Consider the following 12,954-nt stretch of genomic DNA (forward strand, 5'->3'; position numbering starts at 1 on the left):
TCGCGATCGGTCACGCGATGCCGCCATAGGCAACGCCGGATAGCTCGGCCATTTCCCGTTTCCAGGTCGTCAGGTCTTCCAGGGTGAACTGGCTCAGGTGCGAATGGCCGCAGGCCCTTGCCATCACCTGCATCAGTTCAACCGATGCTTCGAAGAAGTTGGTCAGCTGACGGGCGGATTTCTCGATTTCCAGCCGATTGACCAGATGCGGTTTCTGGGTGGCGATCCCGACCGGGCAATTGTTGGTGTGGCAGGCTCGCATGGCGATACAGCCGATGGCTTGCATGGCCGAATTGGAAAGCGCCACCGCGTCGGCACCGAGCGCCAGGGCCTTGATGAAATCGGCCGGTTTGCGCAGGCCGCCTGTGATGATCAACGTGATGTCCGGCCGTTCCGACGTGTCGAGGTGCCGCCGGGCGCGGGCAAGCGCGGGAATGGTCGGAACGGAGATATTGTCGCGGAAGATGATCGGTGCTGCCCCGGTGCCGCCGCCACGGCCATCAAGGATAATGTAGTCGACACCCAGCTCCAGCGCCGCGTCGATATCCTTTTCGACGTGCTGGGCCGACAGCTTGTAACCGATCGGGATGCCGCCGGTGCGGGTGCGGACCTCGTCAGCGAAATCCTTTATCTGGGATCGATCTGTCCAGTCCGGAAAGCGGGGTGGCGAGATCGCGTCTTCGCCTTCCTTCAAGCCGCGGACCTCGGCAATCTTGCCCTTGACCTTGGCACCCGGCAGATGACCACCCGTGCCGGTCTTGGCCCCCTGACCGCCCTTGAAGTGAAACGCCTGAACCTTGTCGAGCTTGTCCCACGCAAAACCGAAACGGGCCGAGGCGAGTTCATAGAAATACCTTGAATTGGCCTGTTGTTCTTCCGGCAGCATGCCGCCTTCGCCGGAGCAGATGCCGGTTCCGGCAAGGTCTGCGCCTCTGGCAAGGGCAATCTTCGCTGGCTCCGACAGGGCGCCAAAGCTCATGTCGGAGACCAGCAACGGGATCTTCAGTTTCAGCGGTTTCTGCGCGTTCGGCCCGACAACAACGTCGGTGCCGACCGGTTCGTCCTCCAGAAGCGGGAATTTCTGCAGTTGGGCCGTCAGGATCTGGATATCGTCCCAGTCGGGCAACTGGTTGCGCGGCACGCCCATGGCGTCGACGCGGCCATGATGACCTGTCTTTTTAAGACCGTCGCGGGCGTATTGCTGGATCAGGCCGTTGTAAGGTTCTTCCTCGGTGCCGTGGCTGGTGTCGGCATAAAGGCCGAGGTAGCTGTTGCGGTTGAACGGCTGCGGATGCTCCCGAGCCCAGGCGGCGACCTCGTCCTCGTCGACCAGGACATCGTCGCCTTCCACCCAGCTGTTGAATTTCGGCAAGGCCTCGGAGTTGTTGTATTCGGAGACGCCGCTGTCGAGCCGGTAATCCCAGTAATGAACACCGCAGATGAGGTTGTTGCCGCTGACATAGCCATCGGACATGAGTGCGCCGCGATGCAGGCAGCGGCCGTAGAAGACGGAGATGTCGTCGTCGAAGCGAACAACCACAAGGTCAACATCGGCGACGAGGGCATAGGTCGGTTTTCTGTCCGGCAATTCGCTGAGTTTGGCAACAACCTGTTTTGTCATGTCTTCCCCCGGCTACTGGCGATATGCGCCCTTGCTATTGGGTTGGTCGAAATTCAGTCGGCAGGCACTTCCGGCCGCATGGGCGGCATGGCCTTGAGTTCCGCTGCCCCGTCCTTGCCGGACATGTGAGCAGCGTACCATTTGGCAAAAGGCACGGCTGTGACACCATGCAGGACCGCGCTGATCCAGACCGCGTTAACGGCCAGATTCAGGAGCTGTTCGCCGATTGCGTGATCGATCTGGTCAACGACGAGCAGCGCAAAGAGGGCTGTTGCCAGTCCGCGCGGGCCGAACCAGCCGAAAAAGAGCTTGGTCAGCGGGGCGGCATCCGTGCCGGCAAGCGACAGCCAGACCGCCAGTGGCCGCACCACGAACAGGCTCACCAGAATGAGTGCAAGGCTGGCGGCATCAAGATGGGCGATAGCATCGGGCAACAGGGCAAGACCGATCAGGAAAAAGGCACCCCAGGAAAGCATCTGGCCTTCGCTTTCGGTAAACTCGTAAATGAAGGCGCATTGCCCCTTGATGACGTTGCCGAAGAAGAGCCCTGCGACGAACGCTGATATGAAGCCGTTGCCGCCGATTTCGCCGGCGGCCAGATAAGCGCCGCTAGCCATGGCAATGGCGCCGATGCCTTCGATTGTATCGGTGGTCATGCCCCGGCGTTTGGCAGCCAGAAACAGCACCCCGCCCGCAGCACCGATAGCCGCGCCCGCCAGGGGACCAAGGATCAGTTGCTTGGCGCCAAACATCAGCCAGTCTGTCGCGCCCGGCTGCATCATTTCCCCGGCAAGGCTCGCGAACAGCAAGATGGCCGGCAGGGCCAGTCCGTCATTGAGGCCGCTTTCCAGGGTCAGCGCCCGGCGCACCCGCTCCGGCACCGCCTTGTTGGTGACGACAGCCTGGCCGAGAGCAGCATCGGTCGGGGCGAGCAGCGCGGCAGCAAGAGCGGCGACGATGAGCGGTTCGCCGCTCAAAAACGGTATGGCCGCCATGGTTCCGATAATGATGGCAAGTGGCAGGCCAAGGGCGAGCATGCGCAGGGGCCATTGGTGGCGCTGGCGCAGGGCCTGAAGATTGATCTGGGCAGCGTCCAGGAACAGAAGGACGATGAGAGCCATTTCGGCAACGATATGCAGAAGGCGTTCAGCATCGGTTCCGGGCATCAGCCCGGTCTGGGCCATCAGGTAACCGAAGCCGATGAAGAGGATCGGCGCTGTCAGGACGCCCTTCGACAATGTCCTGGCCAGCAGCGTGTAGCAGACCGTAAACAGCGCCAGAAGCAACAGGCCGGTTGTCATGAAACGGTATCCCCCTCGAACGCTGTGACGTTAGGACAGCGCGAGCTGCCGTCTCAAATCATAATGCGATGACGCGGTTGTGCGACAGCCGTGATTTGCCAAAGGCGAAAATGCGTTTGGAAAGGGCGGGTCAAAGGCCCGTGTGAGGATTACTGCAAGGCCGATAATTGCTTCAGGATGCGCTGCGCATCGGTGGGTTTGGCGGCGATTTCAAGGATCAGTTTCTTGCGCACTGCTTCGGCAAATGTCGCTGGACTGTCGGCAGTCACCACAAAGGCGGCCGGACCGCCGATGATGCTCTCGTAGAACCGCTTTTCCAGATCGTAGGCAATCGGCCGGCCGGAACAATGCCGGCACAGAACCGCCAGGCCGTTGATGACAATACCGGAGGAAACCACGATATTCCGGGCTTCGGGTATGGTCGGGCCGTTCCAATTGTTGGCGCTGTCGGCAGACAGGTCGATCACCCTGCGCAAGCCTGCAAAGGCATTGTCGTCGATCAGCTCCTTGCCTTTCAGAAGCGCTGCGCCAATGGCGTTGCGGCCGTAGGCGCGGCGCGGGGCTGCCATCAGTTCCGTTGCAAAATGCTGGGCGCTCTCCGGACCGTCGATGACTGTCCAGTCCACGACAACATCCTGGGAGCGCATGTCCGCCCATTCGACATAGGTGACGACGATCTTGCCGTAGATATTGCTGGCGATGGCATTCAGCACTGACGGATCCGTGATCGCGTCGGCATAGCCCTTGCGTTGAAACCGAATTTCTTCGTCATCGATGGACCCGGTTGCATCGGCCAGGAGCACTAGTTCCAGATCGAGTTCTTCGGAAAAGGCTGGGGGGATCAGAAAAAGGCACCAGACAACAACAGCAAGGATTATCCGCATCGCAACCGTCTCCCCATGGCAAAGGCATTTGAGAGTAGCTAGGGCGGGGTCGGGAAAATGGCAGGGTGGATGATGGTCGTGTCGCGAAGTTTGTCGTTGTTCGCACATGTCATAATACGGCTTGCCCCACTCGTATCCGGGGAAGCTCTCGCCACAGAATATTTGCACTCAAGCACCGGCAACTTGTCATCCCTGCGCAGGCAGGGATCCAGTAACTCACAGACTTTGCGGTTTTCGTCTCATACGACACGGCGTACTGGGTCCCGGTCTTGCTGCTGACGCAACAAACCGGGACGACAAATCATGGAGGTTCGGATGTGCTTAATCCCGCAATCCATGCCAATGCGTTTCCTCGTTCACGCTCTTTGTACGGAGGTGCAACGGCTTGGATCCCATGGTCATGCCATGGGATGACGACGCTTCGAAATGAACAAACAAAAAACCCGCCTTCCATCGGAAAGCGGGTTTTGTCTGATCTGTTTTAATTCTGACCTTACGCGACAGCGCGGGCCAGTGCGCATTGCGACCACAGGTCGTTGATCGCGTTGGCGAGGTGTTCGATGTCCTCGGCCGTGTGCAGCGGGGTCGGGGTGAAGCGCAGGCGCTCCGTGCCGACCGGAACCGTCGGATAGTTGATCGGCTGAACGTAGATGCCATAGGTGTCCAGAAGGATGTCAGAGATCCATTTGCACTTCTTGGCATCACCCACCATCACCGGAACGATGTGGCTCGGGTTTTCCATGTGCGGGATGCCGCGCTTGTCGAGAGCGGCGCGGACCTGGGCGACCCGGTCCTTGTGCGCCTTGCGCTCGAACGGGCTGTCCTTCAGGTGACGGATGGAGACGGCTGCGCCTGCTGCCAGCGCCGGCGGCAGGGCGGTGGTGAAGATGAAGCCGGAGGCGAAGGAGCGGATAAAGTCGACAACCGTCTTCGAACCGGTGATGTAACCGCCCATCACGCCGAAGGCCTTGCCGAGCGTGCCTTCGATAATGGTCAGACGATCCATCAGGCCTTCGCGTTCGGCAACGCCGCCACCGCGCGGGCCGTACATGCCCACGGCATGCACTTCGTCGAGGTAGGTCAGTGCACCGAACTTGTCGGCAACGTCGCAGATCTCCTTGATCGGCGCGATGTCGCCATCCATGGAATAGACGCTTTCGAATGCGACCAGTTTCGGCGCGTCCGGATCGTCCGCCGCCATCTGGCGTTCCAGGTCTTCATAGTCGTTGTGCTTGAAGATGCGCTTTTCGCAGCGGGCGTGGCGGATGCCTTCAATCATGGAGGCGTGATTGAGCGAGTCCGAATAGACGATCATGCCCGGAACCTGGGAGGCGAGCGTACCCAGCGCTGCCCAGTTGGAAACATAACCGGAGGTGAAGATCAGAGCAGCTTCCTTGCCGTGAAGGTCGGCCAGCTCGTTCTCCAGAAGAACATGGTAGTGGTTGGTGCCGGAAATGTTGCGCGTTCCGCCTGCGCCTGCGCCGCATTTGGAGATCACGTCCTGCATCGCGGACACGACCTTTTCGTTCTGGCCCATGCCGAGATAATCGTTGGAGCACCAGACGGTCACGTCCTGAACGGAACCATCTTCGCGGTAACGGGTTGCGCGCGGAAAAGCACCTGCCTGGCGTTCCAGATCTGCAAACACACGGTAATTGCCGTTGTCATGCAGTTTGCCCAGGCGTTCTTCCAGATACGCGTTCACGTCCATTCTCAGGATCCTCTCATCGCGGGCACCTTTGCCAGCGCCTCTCTCCTGCCCGCGCAACTCGCGTCCCGCGCGGCCAATTTGCTGCCTGGAACCTTTCCGTCCGATTCCAGACTAGCAGCTAACTTATAGCCATTCAAAACTGCTTATCAAAGTTTTGGCCTTGATCAAGGTCAAAAACCCCGGCTGCGTCCAATCGCCATAGTGTCCGTTGCCGTGGTTTGCCAAGGAAAACCGGCCTTGTTCCCTTGTCGGAAAAAAGAGCGCAATTCCCGGTGAAACCGAAGAATATCCCAAGGTGATTGCCGGAAAGTTTTCGCTGTTACGGCAAACATGGGTACGGCATCGGAAAGTGCATGGGGCCAAATTGCCGCATTCTTCGGCCCGGTTTGAAGAAGTTTCTTGCTTTCAACCCTCAAACATGAATACTGATTCATGTTTCATGAATTGGGAGGAAACAGCAGGTGCGCAAATCAGCCGCAGAAGCAGACGCGCCGCAAAAGGCTGCAGGCAACCAGCCGAAAACGGCGCGCGGTGAAGCCACCCGAAAGGCGATCCTGACAGCTGCCGAAAGGGTGATCGGCGAGAAAGGCTACAACGACGCCTCCATCGGCCACATTACCAGTGAGGCAGGCGTCGCCCAAGGCACTTTCTATATCTACTTCACCACCAAGGAGCAGGTGTTCTCGGAGCTCGTCCTGGAAATGGGGCGGCTGGTCCGACACACGATCGCCGAGGCAACGCAGGGCATCGGCAACCGACTGGAAGCGGAAGAGGCCGGCCTGCGGGCCTTCCTGGAATTCGTCCAGGCCCATCCGGACCTCTACCGGATCGTACAGGAAGCACTGTTCGTCGATCCTGCCGCCTATGAGGAATATTACAAGACATTCGCCGCCGGTTACCGGTCTGGACTGGTTGCCGCCGAGGCCGCCGGCCAGATCTCCAAGGGGGACACGGAAACCCGTGCCTGGGCCCTCATGGGCATCGCCCGGGCTCTTGGAGAGCAGCTGGTCGTGTTCAAGTCGGAAAAACCCATTTCCGAACTGGTTGCCAGTGCCTACGACCTGATTGCCAACGGCATCAAACCCTGAGGCGCATGTCATGGGCCTCGTTGAGACAGAAACACGCGGCGGCGCTATCTGGATATGGTTGAATCGTCCGGACCGGCACAATGCTCTGGTTCCGGCCCTGGTTTGCGAACTGCGGAGCGCCATTGCCGAAGCGGCGATGGCCGAACCGGTGGCGCTGGTCCTGTCAGGCCGCGGATCCAGCTTTTCGACTGGTGGCGATATTGGCGGGTTTTTGGACCATGCCGGATCGCAGGGTAAACTCGTGGCCTACTCGGACGAGCTTGTCGGCAGCCTGCACGAGACGATCCTCGGCCTGCTGTCCTTTCCGGCGCCGGTGCTGGCGGCGGTCAATGGGCCGGTGACGGGTGGTTCTGCTGGCTTGATGCTGGCGGCAGACATGGTCGCCATGTCCGGGACAGCCTTTGTCCAGCCCTACTACAATCAGGTGGGGTTCGGTCCGGATGGCGGCTGGACAGCCTTGCTGCCGGACCGCATCGGCACTTCGAAGGCACTTGCGATCCAGTATCGCAACACGCGCATCAGTGCTTCGGAGGCCGTGGAACTGGGGCTTGCCGTCTGTCAGGTGCCGGGGGCTGAGCTTGTTGCAACTGTTGACGGCTGGGTCGTGGATCTCGGCAAAGGCTTCGCCCAGACCCATCGCACGACACGGCAGAGTGTTTGGGATGCACGCAGATGCGCGATGGTGCGAGACCGTCTCGACCAGGAAAAAGCCAGGTTCCTGGACCTGGTGAGCCGTCAAAGCACGCTCGACGGCATGAAGGAATTCACCAGGAAACGGGCCTGAGGAGAAGCCCGTCCGAAGGACCGGGACGGCGACTGCAAGACGGACACCTCGCCTTGCAGGGCGCTGGCTCGAGGCCCCGCCAGGTGTTGGGAGGACGCATGGAATATTTAACCGACATGGCCGCAAAACGGGCGGAGCTCACGCCCGGGGCGACAGCCTTTGTCGATCATGAAAGCGGCAGATCTTTCAGTTTCTGCGAGATCAACGAACGCGCCACCCGATTGGGCAACCTTCTGCTCGGTCGCGGTCTTGCCAAGGGCGACCGCATGGCGGTGCTTTGCCATAACCACCCGGATTTCTTCGTGCTGCTGTTTGCGGCTCAGAAAACCGGCATCCTGCTTGTGCCGCTCAACTGGCGACAGCCGGTTGCCGAGCTGCAGCCCATATTGGCGGCCTCCGGTGCGAAGCTGCTGTTTCATGATCTTGCGTTTGTCGAGATTGCCGAAGAACTTGCCGCCACAACCGGCCTGTCGCTTCTGCCTCTGGGCGCCGAGGGCCGGGGTGGCAGTGCTCTTGATCGTCTTCTGACGGGGGCAAGTCCTGCAGCGATCGGCTGCGGCAAGGTCAAGGCCTCGGCCCCCTGGTATCTGCTTTACACCTCCGGAACGACGGGCCTGCCCAAGGCGGTCATCCAGACGGCGGGCATGGCCTATGCCAACATGATCAACTACTGCCAGGCAACGGGTCTTTCGATCGGCGAAAAAGGCGTCAATTTCCTGCCGCTCTTCCATACGGCGGGGATCAACCTGCCGACGCTGCCGATCTTCCTGAACGGCGGCATGTCGACAGTCTTGCGCAAGTTCGACCCGGAGACCGTGCTTGATCTCGTTTCCGCCGGAAACGTCACCTGCTTCTTCGGTGTTCCGGCGATCTATCAGGCGCTGGCCCTGTCACCCAGGATCGGCAAGACGAACTTTTCAAGGGTCCGGTCCCTGGGGTGCGGTGGTGCGCCGGTGCCGAAACACCTGTTGTCGGAGTTTCAGGAGCGGGGTGTCACCATCTGCAATGGCATGGGCATGACCGAGACCGGGCCAACCGTATTCCTGATGGACAAGGGCCATGCGCCCGCCAAGATCGGTTCAGTCGGAAAACCGCAGATCCTGACGGATGTTCGCCTGGTCGACGGCGATGGCGGTATTGTCGAAGGGCCGGGTGAGGGGGAAGTCCAGTTTCGCGGGCCGAACATCACGCCGGGCTACATGGACAACAAGGAAGCGACGGTTGCCACCTTCACTGTCGACGGCTGGCTGAAATCCGGTGACATCGGGCGCCGCGACGAGGACGGCTACTACTACATCGTCGACCGGATCAAGGACATGTACATCTCGGGAGGCGAGAACGTCTATCCGGCCGAAGTCGAGAAGGTTCTTGTTGGTCATCCGGCTGTTCTGGAGGCTGTGGTGATTGGTGTGCCTGATGCTAAGTGGGGCGAGGTCGGTGCGGCCTTCCTGATTGTGCGTCCCGGCGAAGACCTCGACACGACGACGTTGGCCGACTGGTGCCGCAAGCAGCTGGCGCCCTACAAGGTGCCGAAAAGCTTTACCGTCGTTGACGACCTGCCGCGCACCGCGGCGGGCAAGGTGCGCAAGAACATTCTGAAAGACGACTTCCTTGCCGACAATTCCCTGGAGAAAGCATAACCGATGAGCCTGACCGCTGACGCGCAGCACAGCGCAACGTTTAGCTGGATCCCCCGTCAGGAGGATTTCGATGCCTTTGCCGATCTGTCCGGTGATGACAACCCGATCCACGTCGATCCCGAATTTTCGGCTCGCACACGGTTCGGTCGGACGGTCTCCCACGGAATGCTGCTTTATACGCGGGTCTTTGCGCATCTGGAGGCCCTCCATCCGGGGCGAAGCCATGCCGTGCAGACTTTGATGTTTCCCAATCCGGCCTATGCGAATGAGGAACTGTCGTTTTCGTTCACGCCGAGCGAGGACGATGCAGACCTGATCCTGATCGAGGTCGCCCGTGCGGCGGACGGGGCCGTGACCTTGTCCGGTTCCTGCAAACTGGGGGTGCGGACATGAGCCTGGAAGTCGGAGCGCGCGCGGAAGTCAAACGCAACTACACAGAAGACGACATGCGTGGTTTCGCGCAGCTTGCCGGAAACGGTGCGGAAGTACCGGTGTCTGTTCCGGGGCCACTGATCGGCGGGCTCTTTTCCTATCTGCTGGGCGTCGAGCTGCCGGGGAGAGGAACCAACTACCTGAAGCAGAACCTGGAGTTTCTGGCGCCTGCCCCGGTTGGGGAGACGCTGACGGCCTCGGTGACCATCACGCGCCTGCGGCCGGAAAAACACCTGGTCGATCTGGAAACGCTCTGTGAAGCCGAGGACGGCACCCGCATCTGTCAGGGCCGGGCGCTGGTCTATGTCGAGGATGTTGGCAAGGACTGAGCCGTTGTTACAGTTTTTTGGCTGCCGAGCGGCGTTAGGCTGACCGGTTGCGCATTCGAGGGCCTTCTACTCGCCCTCGATGATCCGGACCTTGGATGGCCAGAAGGCGTAGTGCCCGGCAAGTTTCTCCGCCATCGGCACCGGCGATCTGTAGACCCAGCCGATCTCCTCGCCATCATGGGAAATGTAGCTGGCGTCGCCCTTGATGGGGCAATGGGTAGACTTGTCGACATACCCGAACCGGGTCTTGAGATCGGCTTCCGGCACGTAGATCACGGGGTCATAAAAAGACTTGCCGATTTCAAGAACGCGAACCGCATTGATGCTGTCCGCCAGCAGGGCCGCGCCCTGGTAGATGCGAATTCGCCGGGGCACGTCCTTAATCACCATCAGGTGGTCGGGGTTTTCCGGGTTGCGGATCGCCGTATCGAAGGCGGGCATTGTCTGCGCAGTCATGAGGTCCTCCGTGGAATTGGCCCTCATGTGTGGATGGTGACGATGAAACGCAAAACAATTCTATGCTGCAGGGCACACGGTTTCGCTGGGTTTTGGGCGTTCGCAGGTTGAAGGTCATCGTTTCGGCCTTGATAATTCCTGCAGTTCTGCGCTCAAACAGGAGAACATGAATTTAGGAAGAAGTGGTGCCATGGCCGAAAGCGTTCAGGATTTTTTGAAACGGCTGTTCCTGCGGGCCGTCGAAGTGGCGGACCCGATGCAGAGCCTTGGTGCGTTTCTGCCGGAGAAACCAGCGGGCCGCGTCGTGGTGATCGGCGCAGGCAAGGCCTCCGCCCGAATGGCGGAAGCGGTCGAAAAGGTCTGGGGGCCGTGCGAAGGCCTGGTGATCACGCGCTATGGCTACGCGAGGCCGTGCGAAGGGATCGAGATCGTGGAGGCCGCGCATCCGGTTCCGGACGAAATGGGGTTTGTCGCGACCAAACGCATGATCGAGCTTGTTTCAGGCCTGGGTGAGAACGACTACGTGCTGGTGCTCATGTCCGGTGGTGCCTCGGCCTTGCTGATTGCGCCTGCCGGAGAAATCTCGCTGGCCGAAAAGCAGGCGGTCAACCAGGCACTTCTGGCCTCCGGTGCGCCGATCGGCCAGATGAACGTCGTGCGGAAACATCTGAGCCGGGTGAAGGGCGGGCAATTGGCAGCCGCTGCCTATCCTGCAAAGATGCTGGCTCTGCTCATCTCCGATGTTCCCGGTGACAATCCTGCTGAAATCGGGTCCGGTCCGACGGTTGGTGATACCAGCACGACGGCCGATGCCAAGGCGATCCTGGAGCAGTGGAAGATCAAAGTGCCGGCTTCGGTGCAACAGGCTCTCGCCGCCGGAAGCGGTGTGTTGAAGCCCGATGACGAAAAGCTTAGCCGAGTGTCGAATGTCATCTTCGCAGCTCCCTCCCAGTCGCTGGAAGCTGCCCGGAACCTTGCTGAAGCAGAAGGCTGTGATGTCGAGATCCTGGGGGATGCCCTGGAAGGCGAAGCGCGGGAAGTTGCGCGTGCCCATGCAGAGCTTGCCCTCAGCCGCCAGAGCGAGCGCCCCGAAGGCAGCCGGCCCTTGCTGCTGCTGTCCGGCGGTGAGCTGACGGTGACCCGACGCGGCGAGGGCGTTGGCGGACCGAACGCCGAATACGCCCTGGCTCTTGCCTTTGCCTTGCGCGGGGCTCCAGGTATCCACGCGATCGCTTGCGACACGGACGGTGTCGACGGGGCAGCAGAGGTAGCGGGTGCTGTCATTGGCCCGGATACGCTGGCGAGTGCGGACAAGGCGGGTGCAGATGTGGAAGAGGCACTTCTTACCAATGACGCTCACCGCTTTTTCGACACGATCGGAGATCAGGTTGTCACCGGGCCGACACTGACGAATGTCAATGATTTCCGTGCCATATGGATTGGATAGCGCATTGGCCGGGACGAACGCCCGCAAATCCTTTACCCGGCAAATGGCGCCGGAATTCCCAAGGGACCGGACTTGACTGAAATCACCATCACCCGTGTGGCGCGCCTGCCGGATCCGTTTCGGATCGAACGGTTTCTGTCCAATCCGAAGCTTGGCCCGAGGACGTTGTTCTTCAGCGGAGGATCGGCACTCAACGGTGTCGCCCAGTGCCTGAAGCGCTACACGCATAATTCCATCCACCTGGTGACACCGTTCGATTCCGGCGGCAGCTCGCAAGGGCTCAGGATTGCCTTCAACATGCCGGCCATTGGTGATCTCAGAAGCCGGTTGATGGCACTCGCCGACGAAACGGTGCTCGGCCATCCGGACGTTTTTCGCCTGTTCACACATCGGTTTTCGAAAACAGCCTCGCAAGTGGATCTGGCTGCCGAGCTGGAAAGCATGATCGCCGGAACGCATCCGCTGGTGGAGGCGATAGAGCAGCCGATGCGCACGCTCATCCAGAATCAGCTGGGGATGTTTCACGCGGCACGCCCGATAGATTTCGACCTGCGCGGCGCGAGCATCGGCAACCTGATCCTGGCCGGTGGTTACCTCAACCAGAACCAGCAACTTGAACCGATCATCTTTCTGGTGGCCAAGCTGGTGGGTGTTCAGGGCACCGTCCGGGCCGTTGCCGACGACAACCTGCACCTGGGGGCAGACCTTGAGGATGGCGAGGTTGTCATCGGCCAGCATCTTCTGACCGGCAAGGAGCATCCGCCACTGGTCTCGCCGATCAGGAACCTGTTCCTCAATCGGGGGCTGACCGGCAAGGACCCTGCGGAAGCAGCGTTTCCGGACCGCAACCGGAGCCTCATCCAGTCCGCTGACCTCATCTGTTATGCGCCGGGCAGTTTCTATACCAGCCTGATCGCAAATCTTCTGCCGAAAGGCGTCGGAAAAGCCATTGCCGCACGCACCGTTCCGAAGGTCTATGTGCCCGGAACGGGGCAGGATCCGGAAACCGGCAGGATGAGTGTTGCCGACAAGGTGCAGACCCTGCTTGCCTACTTGCGGCGGGACGCGGGCGGCGATTGCCCGGTCGACCGTCTGCTCAACTTCGTGATCGTCGACCAAGCGGTTCCGGAGAAGGAAACGGAAGGGCTGCAGGCGCTTGGGCTTTCCGTGCTTCGGCTCGATCTCGTCAGCAAGGCGTCAGCCCCCTATTATGCCCCTGTGCCGCTTTGCGAAACTCTGGTCTCGCTGACGTAAGCACCAC

The 12,954-nt window shown here is 60.4% G+C and carries 12 protein-coding genes; 7 read left to right on the forward strand and 5 right to left on the reverse strand.

The features are described 5' to 3' along the window. Positions 1 to 10: 10 nt before the first annotated feature. From HEP89_RS12825 to hemA, 4 genes are all read right to left on the reverse strand, one after another. Positions 11 to 1,621 (reverse strand): glutamate synthase-related protein, encoded by a 1,611-nt coding sequence (locus HEP89_RS12825; protein ID WP_168692193.1) that lies wholly within the window; start codon positions 1,619 to 1,621, stop codon positions 11 to 13. Positions 1,622 to 1,674: 53 nt separating this feature from the next. Next, positions 1,675 to 2,922: a cation:proton antiporter gene (locus HEP89_RS12830; protein ID WP_168692194.1), complete on the reverse strand. Its 1,248-nt coding sequence runs from the start codon at positions 2,920 to 2,922 to the stop codon at positions 1,675 to 1,677. 149 nt (positions 2,923 to 3,071) lie between these two features. Next, positions 3,072 to 3,806, reverse strand: a complete 735-nt coding sequence (locus HEP89_RS12835) for a DUF1194 domain-containing protein (protein ID WP_168692195.1) — start codon at positions 3,804 to 3,806, stop codon at positions 3,072 to 3,074. Positions 3,807 to 4,299: 493 nt separating this feature from the next. Next, complete coding sequence (gene hemA / locus HEP89_RS12840; protein ID WP_031270302.1) at positions 4,300 to 5,517, reverse strand: 5-aminolevulinate synthase; 1,218 nt, start codon at positions 5,515 to 5,517, stop codon at positions 4,300 to 4,302. A gap of 461 nt (positions 5,518 to 5,978) precedes the next feature. Between hemA and HEP89_RS12845 the strand changes: the two genes are divergently transcribed. The 5 genes from HEP89_RS12845 (at position 5,979) to HEP89_RS12865 (ending at position 9,790) form a co-directional block, all read left to right on the forward strand. After that, on the forward strand, positions 5,979 to 6,605 hold the full coding sequence (locus HEP89_RS12845; RefSeq protein WP_168692196.1) for a TetR/AcrR family transcriptional regulator: 627 nt from the start codon (positions 5,979 to 5,981) through the stop codon (positions 6,603 to 6,605). Positions 6,606 to 6,615: 10 nt separating this feature from the next. Next, positions 6,616 to 7,389, forward strand: a complete 774-nt coding sequence (locus HEP89_RS12850) for an enoyl-CoA hydratase/isomerase family protein (protein WP_077291856.1) — start codon at positions 6,616 to 6,618, stop codon at positions 7,387 to 7,389. 98 nt (positions 7,390 to 7,487) lie between these two features. Then, complete coding sequence (locus HEP89_RS12855; protein WP_168692197.1) at positions 7,488 to 9,029, forward strand: AMP-binding protein; 1,542 nt, start codon at positions 7,488 to 7,490, stop codon at positions 9,027 to 9,029. 3 nt (positions 9,030 to 9,032) lie between these two features. After that, the gene (locus HEP89_RS12860) at positions 9,033 to 9,422 is read left to right on the forward strand and encodes a MaoC family dehydratase (protein WP_168692198.1); all 390 of its coding nucleotides are present in this window, start codon (positions 9,033 to 9,035) and stop codon (positions 9,420 to 9,422) included. After that, positions 9,419 to 9,790, forward strand: a complete 372-nt coding sequence (locus HEP89_RS12865; protein WP_168692199.1) for a phosphate acetyltransferase — start codon at positions 9,419 to 9,421, stop codon at positions 9,788 to 9,790. The genes HEP89_RS12860 and HEP89_RS12865 overlap by 4 nt, the downstream gene beginning before the upstream one ends. 66 nt (positions 9,791 to 9,856) lie before the next feature. On the opposite strand, the gene HEP89_RS12870 is transcribed toward HEP89_RS12865, so the two are convergent. Further along, complete coding sequence (locus tag HEP89_RS12870) at positions 9,857 to 10,246, reverse strand: DUF427 domain-containing protein (protein WP_208984244.1); 390 nt, start codon at positions 10,244 to 10,246, stop codon at positions 9,857 to 9,859. 190 nt (positions 10,247 to 10,436) lie between these two features. On the opposite strand from HEP89_RS12870, the gene HEP89_RS12875 reads away from it, so the two are divergent. Beyond that, the gene (locus HEP89_RS12875; protein WP_168692261.1) at positions 10,437 to 11,693 is read left to right on the forward strand and encodes a glycerate kinase; all 1,257 of its coding nucleotides are present in this window, start codon (positions 10,437 to 10,439) and stop codon (positions 11,691 to 11,693) included. A 72-nt stretch (positions 11,694 to 11,765) separates the two neighbouring features. Next, positions 11,766 to 12,947 (forward strand): GAK system CofD-like protein, encoded by a 1,182-nt coding sequence (locus HEP89_RS12880; RefSeq protein WP_168692200.1) that lies wholly within the window; start codon positions 11,766 to 11,768, stop codon positions 12,945 to 12,947. The last annotated feature ends 7 nt before the right edge of the window (positions 12,948 to 12,954 follow it).

It is taken from the genome of Labrenzia sp. 5N, assembly GCF_012395805.1.
In the GTDB taxonomy this organism is placed as follows: domain Bacteria; phylum Pseudomonadota; class Alphaproteobacteria; order Rhizobiales; family Stappiaceae; genus Roseibium; species Roseibium algicola.